The organism is Photobacterium sp. TY1-4 (genome assembly GCF_025398175.1).
Classification (GTDB): domain Bacteria; phylum Pseudomonadota; class Gammaproteobacteria; order Enterobacterales; family Vibrionaceae; genus Photobacterium.
The window spans coordinates 943,158-961,014 of sequence record NZ_CP099735.1 but is presented as its reverse complement, the minus strand read 5'-3'; the positions used below and the strand labels follow the sequence as shown (position 1 = coordinate 961,014).

Sequence of the window (17,857 nt, the reverse complement as noted above, 5' to 3'; positions counted from 1 at the left end):
AGCCACTGAAACTTTCAGTGGCTTTATTCGACCTAGTATCCTTTCTGAACTAGAGCACGATGTCGACAACGCGTTTCTCCCGGCGGGATTGCTCGGCAGCAAACACGGTGAGATGGGTCTCCAGGGTTTCCGCAGAGCCGGATAAAATCAGCGTTTGCTCTTCTTTTGCGACGGCTTCGACAAACCTTTGCATCATGTGGTAGTCCCCCCCGCCATGCCCGGTCATCGTTGTTTCGTCCTGAATTGCTTCCACATCGTAAACTGTTTCACGATTGGTTTTAAAATCAAACACTTTGATATAACGGCCATCCCCCTCGATTTGCCCAAGGGTACCGAATAGCCGTGTCTTGCGATCGGCATATTCAGTAAAGGCCGTCATTGTAAATGAAGCGGACCTTCCGTCTTCAAATTGGAAATTGACCACCTGGTGGTCGACGACGTCATTGTCACATAAATAAACACATCTGCCGTAGGGGCCTTCTGCCAGGGCGCTCAGCAGGGCCTGCTCACCATCTTCCGGAGTCACAATCTTTCGGGTGTACTCACCACCATGCTGGCCCTCGAGGTAGATTTTTTTTGCAGAATACGGACAGCCGGTTTCAACTTGACAGTCAACGCAGCGCTCGGCAGCACCTTCGGGTTGATTCTCTGGTTTGAAGTGGTACAGACCGCCAAACGATTGGACCGCGCTGACCGGGCTGCCCATGATAAAGCGGATCCAGTCTAAGTCGTGACAAGCCTTGGCGAGCAACATGAAGGTAGACTCTTTCTGATTGCGCCAGTTGCCGCGAACAAAAGAGTGCGCCTGGTGCCACCAGCCGACCGGCTCCAGGTGTTGCATTGAGACAACGTCACCAATGATATTCTCGGCGAGCAATTGCTTGAGCCGGGTTGTATACCGGGTATAGCGCATGACATGGCAAACGCCGAAGATAATACCGTTTTCATTGACGGCATCGACGATTTTCCTGCATTCCTCTGCGCTGGGAGACATCGGCTTTTCGAGGAGCATGTGGTATTTCTGCTGGGCAAAGGTGATCGCCGGCTCTGTATGCATTTTGTCCTGCGTGCAGATCAGCACGGCATCCGCTATTTTGCCCAGTACAGCGATTTGTTCCCAGGAATCAAAAACGCGATCTGCGGGGAGGTTATGTTGATGTGCCAGTGCGGCACGATATTTCGCGCGCGGTTCGGCGACAGCGACCACCTTCATTTTATCCGGGTGCTCAAGCGCATAACGCGCATAGAGTTCACCGCGGGCGCCACCGCCGATAACAGCGACCGTCACAGGTTGGTTATCCATTGCTCACCTCGTAATTATCCTTATTGAGTACCAGACGAATTGCTAAAGGAAAGATAGCAAAAGGTTTCGAAAGATAATAGTTGTTTGATCACCAATCTTGTTTTTATTTGTGCCGAGGCGGAAAAATCGCTGTTTCTCAGGCTGAAATGGAATGATAATACTTGATTAAACAGTGTTTTGGGCATGAATGTCGGCATTTGAGGCTTGGTATGTGAAATGTTAACAGGATTTTGTTATTTCGATCGTAATCACACCATTATCAAAATTGATGTGCTAAAAAGAAAAGGAAAGAAAGTGAAACTTATGCAATGTGTGCGATGAATTATAAAAGGGAAGTTATATGTTCAAAATCAACAACCTGGCAAAAGCACTCCTCTGTACCTCAATCTTGAGCGCAACTTCTGTGCTGGCTGCAGACAAAACTGAAATTCGTTATGGGATATGGGATCGCAACCAACTGCCTGCGGTGGAAGCCATCATCCAGAAGTTTGAGGCCCGCAATCCTGATATCGATGTGGAAATTGAGCTGACGCCTTACAAGCAATATTTCGTCAAACTGAATGCTGCGGCCAGTGGTGGGGTCACACCAGATGTGTTCTGGATGAATATGCCGAATGTGAGCACTTATACTAAACATGGCTTGCTGGAGCCGTTGGACGGTTACCTCAAGGGTTCAACCGTTGAACTCGACAAGTTTGTGAATAGCTCTGTTCAGGCTTATCAGGTGGATGGCCAGCAATATGGCGTGCCACGCGATATTGATGCGATTGCGGTTTGGTATAACAAAGCCATTTTTGATCAGGCCGGGGTCGCGTATCCGACGAATGATTGGACCTGGGATGAGATGGCGGCAAAAGCTGCAGCCATTCAGAAAGCCACGGATGACTCGGTGTACCCGATCATGATGAATCTAACTGATGGTCAGGAGACTTATTTTAACCTGATCCTGCAAGCAGGTGGTGACATTATTCGTCCGGACAAGAAAACCACAGATGTTGCTGGCAAGGATGCGCTCTCGGCGTACAAACAAGTTCAGCAGTTGATGAATAAGCAGCTGTTGCCGACTGCGCAGCAAATTAGTGAGTTGAATATGAGCGAGGTGTTTCAGTCGGGACGTGCAGCGATGGCTTACTCAGGTTCATGGAATGCCTTACCTTTCTCATCCAATGCACAAATCAACGATCATATCGGCGTAGTGACCATGCCAAAAATTAAGCGCAATGCAGGAGTATCACACAGCATCGCCTATGTGATGTCCCGTAAAACCCAGCATAAAGCGGCCGCATTCCGGCTCCTTGAGTTTCTGAGCAGCGATGAAGCGCAGTCGGTGTTGGCGAATTCACGCACGGTGATCCCGGCCAAGAAAACGGTGAGCCATTTTTGGGTCGAAGCGTTTGATACGGTTGATGTCTCTGCGTATACCAAGGCGCTGGAGACGGCACACCAATATCCGACGGCTGCGAATACTGCGAAATGGCACTCGCTGCTCAACGATGGGCTGAAAAAAGTCTGGCTCGGGCAGAATCCGGAAAAAGTTATGCCGGGCGTAGAGAAGAAAGTCAACCGCGTGCTTAAGAAAGGTTAAGCCAGGGAAAGGGGGGAGTGGAATCGCTTTCCCCCTTTGATATTGCTGACAAAAGGACTTGCAATGGTGCAGAGTGCTAAACCTCAACTCAATGAGTTGGAAAAAGAATCCCGGTTCTGGGGCTACGTGATGATTGCCCCGCTTGTACTTGGGATGACGGTCTTTTTCTTCCTCCCGTTTTTTCAAAACGTCTTTTACAGCTTTACCGATCTGGGTGAATTCGAAATATGGACCACCGTCAGCCTCGAAAATTATGAGATCTTGCTGGAAGATGGCGAGTTTTTCTCGTCGCTGATGAACACGCTATTTTACGTGGTGGTGTGTGTGCCGGTGATCGTCTTGTTGTCATTGTTGCTTGCCATCGGGATCAACCAGAACATTGTCGCGCAGGGTACTTTTCGGACGCTGCTTTTTATTCCGGCGGTAACCATGCCGGCGGCTGTCGCTATGGTTTGGAAGTGGCTTTATAACAGTGATTACGGATTGTTGAATCAGCTACTGCTCGGAGTCGGTCTGGAGCCCGTGAGTTGGCTGTCTGATCCTGATTTGGTCCGACTGAGTTCAGCACTTGTGGTGATCTGGTCTTCAATTGCGTTGAAGATGATCATTTTGCTGGCGGGGTTGCAAGGAATATCGCCGCAATTATATGAAGCCGCAGCGATCGACTGCGCAGGCCCGATCAGGCGTTTCTTTTCCATCACATTGCCCATGATGGTCCCGACCTTATTTTTTGTCTCGATTATTGCCTTTATTGAAATATTGCAGACGTTCGATGTGATCTACCTGTTATTTGGTGAAGGTTCGATGGTGGAAGAGCAGACGATGACGATTGTGTACCTGTTTTATAAATACGCGTTTGTTTATCAGGAAAAAGGCTATGCGTCGGCGATCGCGGTCGTTTTGTTCCTGATCACGATGGCGATCACTCTGTGCCAAATTGGACTTGGAAAACGGTTGAATCACTAAGGATTTCAATATTATGACATCAACGACACTATCGACACGGCACGGCGCCAAATCGATTCAGTCCAGGATAAGCGGCGGGAAGCTACTGGTCTATGGATTTATGCTGCTGGCGACGGTTGCGACGATTTTGCCATTCATCTGGATGATTCTGACGTCGGTGAAGACGCAAAGTGAAGCGCTAAGTATTCCGCCGCAGGTCTTTCCGCAAGCCTGGCAGCTTTCAGCCTATGAGAAAATTATCGCCGAATTGCCTTTTGTACAATTTTATATCAACTCGGTGCTCGTCACTTTGGCCATTGTGTTGTTGCAAACCCTGATTGCGGCGATGGCGGCTTACGGGTTTGCCCGTCTCCGATTTCCCGGGCGGGATGCCATCTTTTTAATTTGTGTCTCGATCCTGATGGTGCCCGGACAGATTTTTCTGATCCCTCAGTTCTTAATCGTGCAGAAAATGGGGTTGCTCAATACGCTGACCGGCCTGGTGTTACCCGGGTTATTTAGTATTTACGGCGCATTTCTACTCCGACAGTTTTTTATTACGGTCCCGAAGGAGATTGAAGAGGCAGCGATTGTTGACGGCCTCAATCATTTCCAGATTTTCTATAAAATCATGCTGCCATTGATCAGACCGGGCATTATCGCTTGCGTCATCATTAATGGCTTGTGGAGCTGGAATAACCTGATGTGGCCGCTGATCGTCAATACATCGTTTGACAAAATGACTTTGCCGGTGGGTTTAGCATCACTTTCCAGTCGTGCCGGGGTCGAGTATCCCATGTTGATGGCGGGTGCTCTAATGGCCATTGTGCCGATGCTATTGCTCTACATGGTGTTCCAAAAGCAGTTTATTGAGGGCGCGGCAAGCGCAGGTGTGAAAGGTTAATGTCGGCACGAGCCGAATCCAGGAGGATCCCATGGCAGGGGTAAAATTAAAACAATTGGAAAAGCAGTACCCGAACGGTTTCAAGGCGGTGCACGGTATAGATCTTGATATTCAGGACGGTGAGTTTATGGTGTTGGTCGGTCCGTCCGGGTGTGCCAAGTCCACCACGCTTCGCATGGTGGCCGGGCTTGAAAGCAATACCGGCGGTGAAATTTGGATTGGTGATCAGTGTGTGAATCATCTACTGCCGAAAGACCGGGGCATCTCGATGGTGTTCCAGAACTATGCCCTCTATCCCCATATGACAACCTATCAGAATATGGCCTTCGGACTGAAAAATGCCGGCTACGAGAAAGCGATTATTCATCAGCGGGTCATGGATGCTGCGGAGAAGCTTGAATTGATGGGGCTGTTGGATCGTAAGCCAAAAGAAATGTCTGGCGGCCAATGTCAGCGTGTTGCGGTCGGTCGGGCGATTGTTCGCAAACCGGATGTGTTTCTGTTCGATGAGCCGCTCTCAAATCTGGATGCAAAATTGCGGGTCTCGATGCGAGTGAGCCTGATGCAGTTGCACCGCCAGCTGCAGGAAGAAGGGGTGAGCTCAACGATGATTTATGTCACCCATGATCAGGTCGAAGCTATGACGATGGGGGATCGCATCTGTGTGATGTGCGAAGGTCGGGTGATGCAGGTCGACACACCCATTAACCTGTATCATTATCCGGCGAATAAATTTGTTGCTGGCTTTATCGGGAGCCCGTCGATGAATCTTCTGCTGTTGGATTACCATCCGGACTCAGCCAGTGTCTCTCTGACTGCCGATTATCGAATGGCAATTCCGGCATCGGTGCGCTCACACATGCAATATTACCAGGGAGGTAAGATTTGGTTTGGGCTCCGCTCTGAACACATTCGAATTCGACATCAGGCGTCGCCATCGACGGTGGCGGCGACGATTACCAACGTTGAGCGGATGGGAAATGAAGATCTGCTGCATTGCCATGTCGGTGAACACCGCCTGGTGGTGCGGGCGCCATCCCGGCCGGATTGGCTGCCGCAGATCAATGCGCAAATCTTTCTTGAGCTAGAGCTCCAGTCGGTCCATTTGTTTGATCCGGATACGGAGCAGGCATTAGTTCAGAGAAAACCTGATTCGAAGGAGCATGCCGACCCGTTCACTAACCAGCAGGAGCCGAGTTCAGGTAAGTTGGGGCCACAAACGCAGCAAGCGGCTCTTTGATGATTTTACTTTGACCTTGAACTGGATTGGCCTCTTTGTGAGGCCTTTTTTCTTTTGATGTTTCACCCTAAAAAGGATTGTTAATTTATTGTTTTGGACGGGGGAGATTATGCTAATATTTCGCCCTTATGCAGTCAGGTGACTAATGTGCCGGTTGTTTCGAACTGGTTTTATAAGGAGGCAGGCATGAGTCTCGAAGTCTGGATGTCTTTTATGGCCGCAGCAATGTTGTTGTGCTTATGTCCCACAGCTCCTGGTTCTTGGGGCCTCGTTCTTAGCGGTTTCGGCAGCCAGCGCGTCATTCTATTCGCTTTTCTCCGGTTATCTGCGCAGCAAAGTCACCTCCGTATCGTTTCAAAACCGCTTTAATAAAGTCAGCGGCGGGATGTTGGTGAACGCCGGTGCCCTGACTACAACCATCCAACAATAAAACTGAGCCATGCCCGGCGATTGAAGCCGCCGAGGGCGTGGCGAGATCACATGGAAAAGAAGTGACATGATTCAAACCAAGCGAACCATCATTGAGATCCTGCCGGTGCAGGATGCCACCCTTTTACTGAACTATTACGTCGAAAACCAAGCACATTTAGCGCCGTGGGAGCCAATCCGGGGCGAGGATTACCTGACGCTGGAGAACTGGCGCAATGTGCTGCAGAAAGCGACGGAAGATTTTGAAAGCGGCAAAGAATATCGGTTTGTTGCGCTGACGCCGGATCGACAGGAAGTGATCGCCGTCTGCAACTTTACTGGTGTGGTGCCGATGCCATTTCAGGCGTGTTTTCTCGGATACTCCATCAGTAAAAAGTATGAAGGTCAGGGGTTGATGACGGAAGTTCTGTCCGCGGCGATCAAATACATGCTGACGGAGGTCGGCCTGAACCGCATTATGGCCAACTATATGCCACGGAATGAGCGTAGCGGGCGTGTGCTGGAAAAACTCGGTTTTGAACGCGAAGGCTATGCCCGGCGGTATTTAAACATTGCCGGCGTCTGGGAAGATCATGTGCTGACTGCGAAGATCAACGATTAAACCGGAATGAGGCCAGCGGCTCTGTCGAGGAGGCAACGCTGGCTGCTTTGTTTTCTGAGGGTCCATCAGACCATTCATTAAACTATTCACGAGAACCATTCATAAGAACTATTCATAAGAACATGAGCAAACGCGAAGGAGACAGCGTGAGTGACGAAAGCATGACGGTGAGCCTGGTTCAGGCACCGGTTTCTAAAGGCGATATTTCTGCCAATCTGAATATGCATCTGGATGCTATTGCCGTTTCTGCCCGTCATGGTGCGGATGTAGTGGTGTTTCCGGAGTTGTCGCTGACCGGGTATGAACTGTCCCTGGCCGGAGAATTGACGCTAGATTCGCGCCCTGAGGTCATCCAGCACTTATCTGAGGCCGCAATGCGTCATCAGGTTGTGGTGATCGCCGGCGGACCGCTAGCTGCACACGGTGATCATCAAGCGCATTATCATGGCTATCGTCAAGAGCAACGCCAAGCGCCGCGGCCTTATATCGGTGCGATCATTTGCTCGCCCTGCGGCGCAGTTGAGAACTACGCCAAACAGTACTTGCATCAAGGCGAAGAAACCTTCTGTGCTGCCGGAAAGCGAAATATCACGATTGTCCACAAAGGCTATACGCTTGCCCTGGCAATTTGCGCTGATTTTTCAAACCCGGCACATGCCGCAGATGCAGCAGCCAACGGCGCCGATCTGTACCTTGCCAGCGCGCTGATTTCTGAAGCCGGTTACGCCGCGGATGCGCAGATCCTGTCCTCCATTGCCCGCAAACATCAGTTTCCGGTCCTGCTAGCGAATCACTGCTGTGAAACCGGCGGCTGGAGCGCCTGCGGTAGAAGCGGTATGTGGGACCAGTATGGCGAGCAGGTGGCTGCCGCGAAAGGAACGACACCCGGCATGGTGTTATGCACGCTGAAGGGAGATGCCCTGAGCGGAACCATGGTTTGTTTCGCGGATGCCCCGTTAGCGCTGTGATGAATGTGTGTTTGGTGGCATAAATCCTAATTAGTCCGAGATTAATCCGGCAGCGCTTTTCATTGATAACTTTATCGATGAAATGCGGGATTTATGCCGAGCATGTGTCAATTTGAAAATCATGATTTACGCTGTTTTCAATCATTAGTTCGGGCGAATTAACACTCTTTATCCATGGTACAAAAACGCGATCATCCTCTGAGGTTGTTTCTGTATATTGTTGATTCATCAGAATTAAGTGCTGGCGATCCCAACCGTATAAAGAGAGCCTAATGTCTTTTCGTTTACTTCAATCTCATCCTGCATTTGGCAGGCATGTCTGTGCCACCACCCTGACGTCTTTTGCCGATTTCTTCATGTTAATCATGATGCCCTGGATGGCGTTGAGTGTTGCCGGTGGCGGCAAGAGTGCGGTGGCCGTGGTGATGGCCATTGAGAGTTTTCCGCGCGGGCTGGCCATTATTTACGGTGGACGGCTGGCCGATAAGCTGGGAGCTAAGCGGTTGTTGATCGGGGCGCGGATGGCGCTGGTGGTCTTATTCTCATGCTTTGCCGTGTTGCTTGCCAATGACTGGGTGAATATTTACGTTCTGTGCTTGTTCGCCCTGGGCTTTAGTTTGTTCAGTGCTGCGATTGCGCCGGCAACGGAATGTATTGTACCTTCCATCGTTGAAAAAGAGCAGCTCAGTGCCGCGAACAGCCTCATCATGAGCACCATTCAGCTCTGTCAGATCATTGCGCCGGTGGCAGCGGCGAGCTCGATTGCCTTTTTGGAAACTGCCGGTCTCGGCCATCAGGCCCAGTACCTGTACCCGATTGTGGCGGCCGCACTCATGCAATTGCTGGCCATTGGGTTGATCCAAAAGCTGCCGATCGCCAATCAACAAACGGCCCCGGTGACGGGGTTTGTTGAGAGTGTGAAAACGGTTTGGGCAAATGATGAAGTCCGAAACATCATTTTGCTGCTGTTCCTGGTGTGTGTGTTTGCTGTGGGGCCTTCCAGTGTGGCGTATCCGCTGATTGTGGTTGAACGGTTTGCGGCCGAGGTGGCGAATTACGGCCAGATGTTCTCGGTCCAGGCTGTGGGTGCGATCCTTGGCTATGTGCTGATTGCCCGGATGAAACTGACATGGCAGATCGTCAGTAAAGTCTGCTTTTTCCAGTTGCTCATTGCCGCGTCGTTGTTTGCACTGGCGCTGTTCTATCAAAAATATCTGATCCTGATGGTGGTCGCGATGATCGGCTTTGCCGATGCCTGTATCCGTGTCACGGTGATCACCCATCTTCAAACGACGACGGAACGGCATATTCTGGGCATGACCTTGTCGATGGTGATGCTCTCAGTCGTCGGGGCGATTCCACTCTCGCGTGCGTTGTCAGCGATTGTCGTGGAGTACTATTCGGTGGATGTGCTGCTGATGGGCAGCGGCCTGCTGACTGCCGCGACGATTGTGACGTTTTATGTGTCCGGGCGACGCAAACCGCAGCCTCAGCTTCAGTAATACAGCGCAGCTCATGCTGAGGCTGGTGTTTTGGTGACAAACAAGCCGGCGTGGTTTTCGGTTAACGATCCTATTGAGAGTCGTGATTTAAGGAGTGTTGATGATGATTCATCATGTATCAATCGGGACCGCTGATGTTCGTGCGGCAGTTCAGTTTTATGACGCGGTGCTGGGCGCCTTATCGATCAAACGGACGCATTTGATCGACAATGTCGCAGCTGCCTATGGCGAGCAGTTTGAGTTTTGGGTCGGGAGTCCCTGTGAGCATCAGGCATCGGCCGGGAATGGCGCTCATGTTGCTTTTCAGGCGCCGGATCAAGTTGCCGTCGATGCGTTTTATCGCGTTGCTCTCGCACAGGGGGCGCAATGTGAAGGTGAGCCGGGCTTGCGTCCGGCATATGGATCGACCTATTACGCGGCCTATGTTCGCGATCTGGACGGCAATAAGATCGAAGCCGTTGTCATGTAACTGTTGGCGATGCAGCAATGAAGCCGTCGCACACGTGGTTGTGTCAGAGAAGAATGAAAGACGTTTACGAAAAGGGAAGTCATGGCTGAGATCACCGTGCGCCATAGTGAGCCGAAAGATGCTCAGGCGATTCAAGAAATTTACGCCGGGTTAGAGGCGTATTCGGGAACCTTGATGTTGCCGTATCCATCACAGTCACGCTGGCAGTCCCGGATGGAACAGATCCCGGACAATATTTACAGTTTTGTGGCGGAGTATGAGGGCCGGGTGGTGGGTAACCTCAGCTTTGAATTGTATCAAAATCCCCGGCGCAGACATGCGGGAACCTTTGGGGTTGGTGTGCGGGATGATTTTCAGGGCAAGGGGGTTGGCAGTGCCTTGCTGGCCGCGATGTTGGATCTGACCGATAACTGGCTCAATGTCCGGCGGATTGAAATTACGGTGTTTACGGACAATCATCCGGCGATGGCGTTGTATGAAAAGTTTGGATTCGTGGTTGAAGGTGAATCCAAAGACTATGCCTTCAAAAATGGTGAATACGCCAGTGTCTACCATCTGGCAAGGCTTAGTCGTCATCGATAGGTGTGTAATCGATCTTGGGGTTATGAATCATAGCGCATAATCTTGGCACCAATACTCAATAAGGAAATGATGGTGAAATGTTTGGTTGTGCGGGCACACCCGCTGGAAAACAGTCTGTGTCGTTATCTTTCGGAGCAAACCATCACACATCTGAGAGATAAAGGTTACGCGGTCACGGTGAAGGACCTTTATCAGGAAGCTTTTGATCCGGTGTTAACCCCTCAGGAACGGCAAAGCTACTATCAAGAGCAGTTCGATGCCCAGCGGCTGGCGGAGGAAATCAATCAGCTGAAAAGTGCCGAATCCTTGGTCCTGATCTTCCCGACCTGGTGGTTCGGTTTCCCGGCCATTTTGAAGGGGTGGTTCGACCGGGTCTGGGCGCCGGGACATGCCTATCACCATGCGTCTGATCTGGGGGCAATCACCCCGGCGCTGGAGAATTTGCGGGAAGTGAAAGTGATTACTACCTTAGGCTCGCCGTGGTGGGTTGACCGCTTTGTCTTGTGGCAGCCGGTGAAGCGGGTCCTGAAAATTGCATTGCTTGGCGCGTGTGCCAAACAGAGCCGGTTTCAGATGCTGTCACTGTATCAAAGTGAAAAAGCATCAACCGACCAAGTGGAGCGCTTTGTTGAGAAGATCCGCGCGAGATTCTAACCAGGGTGAATGGGACATTTTTCTAAAACGGATCGAGACTGGAGAAGTAAGTGGGAAGGGTGGAAAAAATATTAGTCAGCGCCTGTTTGTTAGGGAGCAGGGTTCGTTATAACGGCAGTGATTTAAAGGCTGAAGGAGATGACTTTGCGTGGTTGCTTCGCACCCAGCATATTGTTTCGTTCTGTCCGGAGGTATCTGCCGGGCTGCCGACCCCGCGAGCGCCAGCGGAAATTCGGCATGGTGTCGGCGAAGATGTGATGTTGGGGAAAGCCAAGGTGATGGCGGATGATGGTGCCGATGTTACCCAGGCGTTTATGGCCGGGGCCCAACTGGCACTTGAGAAATGCCGTCAGGCGGGTATTCGCTATGCCGTGTTAACCGAGTCCAGCCCTTCCTGCGGTCGAAACACCATTTATGATGGTCATTTTAACGGCCAGAAGATTACCGGAAAAGGCGTCACAGCCGCTTTGCTGGAAGCCCACGGGATCAAGGTCTATAGCCAGCATCAAGTGGGGATGTTGCGGGCTGAGTTTTCAGGCTACCAAGCTAAGCCTTCAATCTAACTTAAATCATCACCGGGACAGCATGAATGCAGGCCTGATCACAGGCATCAACCGATGGATCACGTGCCCTCAACATTGTGGGGGCACGTGATACGCAAAGCTGGGTTATGGTGCGATCAGTGGTTCATTTCGGTAGGCCTGATGCAAAATACTGAGAAATGGCTCGGATATGGGCAAAGACACCGTATCAATCTGGCGGACCGGGACCGCAGGCGTCCAGGAGTTCATCACAACGGCACCTTTGAAATGAGCAATGTCCGTTTGGGTGAGTTTTTGCTCGCGCTGAGGCATACCAAGCTTATCAAGCTGCCGACGAACAATTCCCAGAGTCGTGCCCGGTAGGACCGGCGCTTGCGGCCAGATTACTGCTTCACCATCCCAAAAAGCCAGATTCCAGATGGACGCCTCACTGTAGCGACCCAAGCGATCGATAAAGACAGCATCATCAAACCCGTCAGCGACCGCCTGACGCATCCAGTAGGTTTTTCCAATTTCGCCAACATGCTTGAATTGCGGCAGGATGCGCTCATATTCGAAGGATTTCAGCGCTAATGGGCCCTGAGGACCATTGTGTGGCGGAGCCGTTCGGAGCAACAAAGAGAGTTGGGCGTTGTTTTCCGCCGGGGTGAATTCACCGCTGGCGGAGTAGACATAAGCCATCAGTGAAAAGTGGGCCGGGTTTAAGGCGCATGCCTGACGTAACTGCGTGAGCACTTGTTCGACGGATATCGCCTGGCCGTACAGGGCCAGTGAAGCGGTGCGTAACCTCGCCAGGTGTAAATCCAGCCCGCGGATTTGATGATCCCGAACTTGCATTGCCGTAAAGTGCGCGTGCCCGGCAAAGGCCAGTGGTGCCAGATCGTCGCTGGTGGCCGCCCGGCCATTGAGCAGGGTGAGGGGTTTCCATTCTGATGACATAATCACTCCAGATGATTGTGTGAAAGAGATGCCGTAGCGTGGTGTACTGGGATGAGGCTGATTTTGACGGATTGACGACTTTCCGTGAAACGAGTATTACTTGATGGTTTATTAAAATCGGCTTGTAAATAAATGACTTATAAAAACCTGCCTGCCACCCGCGCCTTGAGGACCTTTGAAGCGGCTGGCCGCCATTTGAATTTCACCAAAGCGGCGGATGAAGTGGGCCTGACGCCTGCGGCTGTCAGTTATCAAATCAAGGAAATTGAAACGCAACTGGCACTGAAACTGTTTCACCGAACCAGCCGCACGATTGCTTTAACGCCTGCGGGGGAGATTATGCTCCGTTCGGTGACAGCGTCTCTCGATGGTTTGCAGCGGGCGCTTGGTCAGGCGCGTCAGGCTTCCCGGACCACAGATCAGCTTCGTATCTCTTTGGGGGCGAGATTTGCCACCAATTGGCTGTTTCCCAGACTCGGGGCGTTGAAGGCTGTGCATCCTGAGCTTGAGCTTGCCTTTGATATTACGGATGAGATACGGGATTTCGAACGTGACGATATTGACGTCGCGATCCGATTTGGCGACGGGCAATATCCGGGCACGCATGCGCTAAAGCTGTTCGAGACCGAGGTCGTGCCGGTGTGTAGCCCTGAATGGCTCAACCACCACCCAGACCTTTGTGCTCCCGAAGATTTGCAGCGTTACACCCTGAGCTATGTCGATTGCACCACACAAGGAAAGCCATGGCCGAATTGGTCGATGTGGATGGCTGCTGCCGGGGTTGATGACTTCGATGATAGCCGAGCGGTAGGATTTTCCGATTTGAGCCATGTCGTTCAGGCGGCAATCGAGGGCAGTGTGGTGGGGCTGGCAGAGCCGGTGATGATTGAGCGGGAGCTGGCGCAGGGCAGGCTTGTCAGGTTGTTCGAGGAGGTTCACCTCAGGGTTGCGCCTCACCTAGCCTATCATGTGGTGTGTCCGGATGATCTGGATGAAAGCTCGGCTGCAGCGCGGTTTCGCGACTGGCTGGTATATCAAGCATTATGTGAGGTTCATTTATCAAGCCCGGCCGAAATCAAAGGGTAGTCAATCCGGGCGGAGAGGGCGTATAACCCTCGCCGCAGGTTCATCATATTGGGAGAATCGCTTAACCGGGAAGCGGAATGAATTCTTCTTCGTCGCCGGGGACAACCGGATAGCGCCGGGCCTGCCAGTCCCGCTTGGCCTGCTCTATTTTCTCTTTCTGGCTGGAGACAAAATTCCATTCGATGAAGCGACGGGAAATCGCGGCGCCGCCGACTAGTGCGATCCGGGCGTCGGTGACGGCCTGCACCGGACATTGGGAGGCGCCCGGCAACACGGCAAATGCATGCTCCGGGATTGCCTCATTCCCGACGGTGATATTCCCCTCAACGACATAGAGCGCTTTTTCTTCAGCGACGGGAAGCGGGAAGATATGTCCGGCCGGAATATCGGCTTCCAGGTACAGGGTGTCGTAGAAACATTTCACCGGCGACTGCACTCCAAAAGCTTCTCCCATCATCACTCGTATCGTGACGCCGTCCCGGGTCAGGCGGGGTATCGTGGTTTTCGGATAGTGATAGAAGGCCGGTTCGATATCTTCCATCGCCGCCGGTAGTGCGAGCCAGAGCTGCAGGGCATGCACGGTTCTGGGCCGGCGGGTCATTTCCGGCCGCTCACGCTCGGAATGCACAATGCCTTTTCCGGCAACCATCAAATTGATATCGCCGGGCTGGATGGCTTGTTCGGTGCCCAGCGAATCCCGGTGCAAAATTTCGCCTTCGAACAGGTAAGTTACCGTGGCAATCCCAATGTGCGGGTGCGGCCTGACGTTCAAGCTGTGCTCGGTATCGAATTGCGCCGGACCCATGTGATCGAAGAACACCCAAGGGCCGACTTTCTTGAGATGGACGCTGGGCAAGGCACGCCGGACCATAAACCCACCGATATCTTTATCTTTGGGGAAGATCAGTTGGCTGACGCTCTCCCCACAGGGAAGTTGCTCGCAGGGCAGTTCGGTGGTCAGGGATGCATTGCTCATGAAATATCTCCGGCGTTTGCTCATGGGGACATTTCATCAGTGTATGCAGAGAAAAAGAGAGTGTCCTGCTTTAGCGTGATATCCGGTGATCAGTATTCCGTGCCACCGGCGTGACACGGAATCATGGGCGATGTCACTCCTGGCTGTTCGGGGAAACCGTATAAGCCGCACTCCAGAGGTATTGCTCGGACGGGTTGCGTTCATAGACTTTGACGCCCCAGGTATTCTCCTGGGTGTCGGTGAGGACCCAGGTAACTTTCCAGCTATTGGGCATGGAGATATTGAGGTACTTATCGTTATCTATGGTCCAGGAAATTCTTTCCTCGCCGCTTTTGCCGACGTATACTCCTTGCCCGGCCGGATCAAACCGGTAATACACCACCTGGCCCTTATTGTTTTTCCGGGCGAAGGTATGGTTCTGGATCATCGCCTGTTCAACGTTCTTCGCCCCGCCGCAATCTTGAATGGATTGCTCATACGATGCCCAGTTACTGCGCATATCTTTATAATCATCGCCGATATCGCAAACGGATACGGCAGAGCTGGTATTGACGGTAGGTGTCGCGGTGGACTGACAACCCGCGAGCACCAATATGGCCAGTCCCGGGGTGATTAAATATGATTTCATGATCTCCCTTCCCCTTTATTGTGTATTTTATTTCCTGCCTTTATATCAATAGTTGCCGCTGTAAAAATGTACAACTGGTTGTTCGGAGAAGAAGAACGGGTTGAAGTTTATATGTGATATTGGTCCCATATATGGACTCAGCAGTGGGTTCCGAGTGATACGCTGGATTGGCTGAGTAAGGCGCTGAAACCAGTCAGCGCCCATGCGCGAGCGACAGGATGCTCTAGCGCTTAGACCGGGCTTGAAGCTGCTCAATGTAGCGCTCAACCTGGGGATTGTCCGGCAGGAGTTGGCTGAGCTGCGCGGCATAAAACAAGGCGGCCTGGTAGTTGTTGAGTTCAGCATAGGACTGCGACAGGCCGTACACTAAATCCGGGTTTTTCGGCGAGAGGTGATACGCGCGCTCCAGCGCCTCAATGGCCTGCTTGGGCTGGCCGAGATCTTTGAGCAACAGCGAATAGGTGTAGTGATAGCGCAGGCTTTGCGGCTCAGCCTCCGCCGCTTTTTGCAAATACGTCGCGGCTTTAGGCTTGTTCTGGCTGCGAACCAGACTCATGGCCATGGCGTAGTTGAGTACAGCAGCGTTTGGGGCAATCGCCAGGCCTTGGGTGAGCACATCCCGGGCTTGTGTTTCATCCTGTTTGAGCCGGAAAACATCGGCCAGATTCACATAGGCGGGCACGAAGATCGGTTCAACGGCTATGGCTTTGTTGTAGTGGTTGATGGCTTCGTCGATCTCCTGCAGGCTCAGCGCGAGGTTGCCGAGCGCTGTGTGGGCGTAGCCCCGATCCGCCTGATACAGTTGTGCGCTTTTGTATTCGTTCAGCACGCGAGTCAGTTGCTTGGATTCCGGAGCCGATAGCGAGGGTGCTCCCGGTAACAGCACTGGGGCCAGCGCTCGGGCCGCCTCGGTCCGGATGCTCAATCGTGGATCGTCGAGTAGCGGTTGAAGGAGCTGCCATCGCTGCTGCAACGGAAAGCTTTCGGCGGCTGTAATTGCCCCCATGCGCTTGAGCGGCTCGTTATCTTTTACGGCCCGGGCAATGGCAATCATGGCATTGCGATCCGGGGGAATTGATGCCATTCGGCTGAGTGCGGATGCCCGGATGATATCTGGGTAACGGCTGCTCTGGGCGATCTTGGACAGCTCGGTGTGGCTGTTGAGCAGCCCCTGATCGGCGGCGTGAAAAACGGTGGCAAAATGCTGTTGCTCTCGGTGCTGACTGTCCGGATACCACTGGCGCAACTGAACTTTCGCCCACTGGGCGGATTGTTCCTGATGGCAGCCATTGCAGGCATTGGGCGTGCCGATAGCCTGGCTTAAATCAGGTCGAGGCACCCGGAAGCTGTGATCCCGCCGCGAATCCACCTGCATGTAAGTGGTTGCCGGCATGTGGCAGTCGACGCATTGATTGCCCGCACCGAATGTCTGGTGGTGATGGTGCTGTTCACTATCATAAGCCGCTGAAGTATGGCACTGGGTACAGGTTTGATTGCCGGACTGTTGCAACTGGCCGGAATGAGGGTTGTGGCAGTTGGTGCACGTGACGCCGGCCTGATACATCTTGCTCTGGACAAACGATCCCCAGACATAGACCTCATCCTGAATCTGGCCGTCGGGAAAATATAGCCCGTTGGTAATCAGACTGGGTTGAAAGGCGTTGAACAAGTCATCAGGCGCTTGGCGATCCCTGAGCTGCGCTCGTCTGGCATGACAAGTGGCACAGGTTTCGATTTGCCGGGATGCTTGTAGCGGAGAGACGGGCACCAGCGCGCCGCTTTCATCCGGGTGAAAGCCGGGTGTCTTGGTTTTAATGGCGGTGTCGAAGCCTCGATGTTTGATACTTTGATCCCCTTGAGCCCAGGCCAGGTGCTGGGCGGGAGCGCCATGGCAGGCATCACAGCTGACATTGACGGATGCATACGTGGATTGATACGTGTTCGATTGAGGATGAAGGTTCTTCTTCAAATTTGTGGTGTGGCAGTCCGCGCACATCTGGTTCCAGTTCTGACCCATTTGCGTCCAATGGAAGCTGTCTGATTCCGATTGCTCCGGGTGCAGCACAAACCAGCGCTGGCCGCCTTCGGCTTTGCTCCGGCTATCCCAGGCAAAGGGGATCAATTGTAACTTCCCGCTCTCTGCCCGGAACAGGTACTGCTGGAGCGGACGATAACCGAAGGTATAGACGACAGACAGCGTGTGCTGGCGCTGGTGCTCATCAATAAACGTCACCTGATACTGATCGTCCTGGCGAAAAAAGCGGGCGGGTCGCCCGAGATAGGTGATCTGTTCATTTGTAAATGCTGCCAGGATCGACTTGGGTCCTGCTGGTGCCATGGCGTGAAAATGGTGTGACTGTTGCCAAGCCTCAACTTGCTGCTGATGGCATTTGCCGCAGAGGGCGGCAGGATCGCTGGCGTCGGCCCTGAATGCAGTCGTTATGCCGGTTATTACAGTGAGTGCGATCAGGATCGCTTTGAGGAAAACGGCTGTCACATGACCT

At 52.5% G+C, this 17,857-nt stretch carries 17 protein-coding genes; 12 read left to right on the top strand and 5 right to left on the bottom strand.

Features of this window, described 5'->3' with window-relative positions; all coding sequences use genetic code 11:
• Positions 1–49: 49 nt before the first annotated feature.
• A complete protein-coding gene (locus tag NH461_RS21070) occupies positions 50–1,303 on the bottom strand; it encodes a Gfo/Idh/MocA family protein (RefSeq protein WP_261604557.1) in 1,254 nt (417 codons plus the stop codon).
• A 340-nt stretch (positions 1,304–1,643) separates the two neighbouring features.
• On the opposite strand from NH461_RS21070, the gene NH461_RS21065 reads away from it, so the two are divergent.
• The 11 genes from NH461_RS21065 (at position 1,644) to NH461_RS21015 (ending at position 11,745) form a co-directional block, all read left to right on the top strand.
• A complete protein-coding gene (locus NH461_RS21065; RefSeq protein WP_261604556.1) occupies positions 1,644–2,888 on the top strand; it encodes an ABC transporter substrate-binding protein in 1,245 nt (414 codons plus the stop codon).
• Positions 2,889–2,984: 96 nt separating this feature from the next.
• Positions 2,985–3,854: a carbohydrate ABC transporter permease gene (locus NH461_RS21060; protein WP_261604555.1), complete on the top strand. Its 870-nt coding sequence runs from the start codon at positions 2,985–2,987 to the stop codon at positions 3,852–3,854.
• A 13-nt stretch (positions 3,855–3,867) separates the two neighbouring features.
• Positions 3,868–4,737: a carbohydrate ABC transporter permease gene (locus NH461_RS21055; RefSeq protein ID WP_261604554.1), complete on the top strand. Its 870-nt coding sequence runs from the start codon at positions 3,868–3,870 to the stop codon at positions 4,735–4,737.
• Between the two features lie 31 nt (positions 4,738–4,768).
• Entirely contained in the window at positions 4,769–5,977 is a 1,209-nt protein-coding gene (locus NH461_RS21050) for an ABC transporter ATP-binding protein (RefSeq protein ID WP_261604553.1), read from the top strand.
• Positions 5,978–6,473: 496 nt separating this feature from the next.
• The gene (rimJ, locus tag NH461_RS21045) at positions 6,474–7,007 is read left to right on the top strand and encodes a ribosomal protein S5-alanine N-acetyltransferase (RefSeq protein WP_261604552.1); all 534 of its coding nucleotides are present in this window, start codon (positions 6,474–6,476) and stop codon (positions 7,005–7,007) included.
• 146 nt (positions 7,008–7,153) lie between these two features.
• Positions 7,154–7,975 (top strand): carbon-nitrogen hydrolase family protein, encoded by an 822-nt coding sequence (locus NH461_RS21040; RefSeq protein WP_261604551.1) that lies wholly within the window; start codon positions 7,154–7,156, stop codon positions 7,973–7,975.
• Between the two features lie 272 nt (positions 7,976–8,247).
• Positions 8,248–9,477 (top strand): MFS transporter, encoded by a 1,230-nt coding sequence (locus tag NH461_RS21035; protein ID WP_261604550.1) that lies wholly within the window; start codon positions 8,248–8,250, stop codon positions 9,475–9,477.
• Positions 9,478–9,577: 100 nt separating this feature from the next.
• Positions 9,578–9,946 (top strand): VOC family protein, encoded by a 369-nt coding sequence (locus NH461_RS21030; RefSeq protein ID WP_261604549.1) that lies wholly within the window; start codon positions 9,578–9,580, stop codon positions 9,944–9,946.
• An 81-nt stretch (positions 9,947–10,027) separates the two neighbouring features.
• Complete coding sequence (locus NH461_RS21025) at positions 10,028–10,528, top strand: GNAT family N-acetyltransferase (protein ID WP_261604548.1); 501 nt, start codon at positions 10,028–10,030, stop codon at positions 10,526–10,528.
• A 72-nt stretch (positions 10,529–10,600) separates the two neighbouring features.
• Complete coding sequence (locus tag NH461_RS21020; RefSeq protein ID WP_261604547.1) at positions 10,601–11,182, top strand: NAD(P)H-dependent oxidoreductase; 582 nt, start codon at positions 10,601–10,603, stop codon at positions 11,180–11,182.
• Between the two features lie 59 nt (positions 11,183–11,241).
• Positions 11,242–11,745 (top strand): DUF523 domain-containing protein, encoded by a 504-nt coding sequence (locus NH461_RS21015; RefSeq protein WP_261604546.1) that lies wholly within the window; start codon positions 11,242–11,244, stop codon positions 11,743–11,745.
• A 105-nt stretch (positions 11,746–11,850) separates the two neighbouring features.
• Here the strand turns inward: NH461_RS21015 and NH461_RS21010 are convergent, their stop codons facing one another.
• Positions 11,851–12,663 (bottom strand): aminotransferase class IV family protein, encoded by an 813-nt coding sequence (locus tag NH461_RS21010; RefSeq protein WP_261604545.1) that lies wholly within the window; start codon positions 12,661–12,663, stop codon positions 11,851–11,853.
• A 132-nt stretch (positions 12,664–12,795) separates the two neighbouring features.
• On the opposite strand from NH461_RS21010, the gene NH461_RS21005 reads away from it, so the two are divergent.
• Positions 12,796–13,749: a LysR substrate-binding domain-containing protein gene (locus tag NH461_RS21005; RefSeq protein ID WP_261604544.1), complete on the top strand. Its 954-nt coding sequence runs from the start codon at positions 12,796–12,798 to the stop codon at positions 13,747–13,749.
• Between the two features lie 61 nt (positions 13,750–13,810).
• Here the strand turns inward: NH461_RS21005 and NH461_RS21000 are convergent, their stop codons facing one another.
• The 3 genes from NH461_RS21000 to NH461_RS20990 all read right to left on the bottom strand — a co-directional run bounded on the left by NH461_RS21000 (position 13,811) and on the right by NH461_RS20990 (position 17,850).
• Positions 13,811–14,725 (bottom strand): pirin family protein, encoded by a 915-nt coding sequence (locus tag NH461_RS21000; RefSeq protein WP_261604543.1) that lies wholly within the window; start codon positions 14,723–14,725, stop codon positions 13,811–13,813.
• A 133-nt stretch (positions 14,726–14,858) separates the two neighbouring features.
• Positions 14,859–15,353, bottom strand: a complete 495-nt coding sequence (locus NH461_RS20995) for a hypothetical protein (RefSeq protein ID WP_261604542.1) — start codon at positions 15,351–15,353, stop codon at positions 14,859–14,861.
• 223 nt (positions 15,354–15,576) lie between these two features.
• Positions 15,577–17,850 carry a tetratricopeptide repeat protein gene (locus NH461_RS20990; protein WP_261604541.1) on the bottom strand — a complete coding sequence of 758 codons (2,274 nt, stop codon included), beginning with the start codon at positions 17,848–17,850 and terminating at the stop codon, positions 15,577–15,579.
• Positions 17,851–17,857: the final 7 nt, after the last annotated feature.

Excerpts from the sequence above, each read along its gene's own strand:
- NH461_RS21070 (WP_261604557.1), bottom strand. The coding sequence starts at position 1,303 with ATGGATAACCAACCTGTGACGGTCGCTGTTATCGGCGGTGGCGCCCGC.
- NH461_RS21065 (WP_261604556.1), top strand. The coding sequence starts at position 1,644 with ATGTTCAAAATCAACAACCTGGCAAAAGCACTCCTCTGTACCTCAATC.
- NH461_RS21055 (WP_261604554.1), top strand. The coding sequence starts at position 3,868 with ATGACATCAACGACACTATCGACACGGCACGGCGCCAAATCGATTCAG.
- NH461_RS21050 (WP_261604553.1), top strand. The coding sequence starts at position 4,769 with ATGGCAGGGGTAAAATTAAAACAATTGGAAAAGCAGTACCCGAACGGT.
- rimJ (WP_261604552.1), top strand. The coding sequence starts at position 6,474 with ATGATTCAAACCAAGCGAACCATCATTGAGATCCTGCCGGTGCAGGAT.
- NH461_RS21035 (WP_261604550.1), top strand. The coding sequence starts at position 8,248 with ATGTCTTTTCGTTTACTTCAATCTCATCCTGCATTTGGCAGGCATGTC.
- NH461_RS21030 (WP_261604549.1), top strand. The coding sequence starts at position 9,578 with ATGATGATTCATCATGTATCAATCGGGACCGCTGATGTTCGTGCGGCA.
- NH461_RS21025 (WP_261604548.1), top strand. The coding sequence starts at position 10,028 with ATGGCTGAGATCACCGTGCGCCATAGTGAGCCGAAAGATGCTCAGGCG.
- NH461_RS21010 (WP_261604545.1), bottom strand. The coding sequence starts at position 12,663 with ATGTCATCAGAATGGAAACCCCTCACCCTGCTCAATGGCCGGGCGGCC.
- NH461_RS21005 (WP_261604544.1), top strand. The coding sequence starts at position 12,796 with ATGACTTATAAAAACCTGCCTGCCACCCGCGCCTTGAGGACCTTTGAA.
- NH461_RS21000 (WP_261604543.1), bottom strand. The coding sequence starts at position 14,725 with ATGAGCAATGCATCCCTGACCACCGAACTGCCCTGCGAGCAACTTCCC.
- NH461_RS20995 (WP_261604542.1), bottom strand. The coding sequence starts at position 15,353 with ATGAAATCATATTTAATCACCCCGGGACTGGCCATATTGGTGCTCGCG.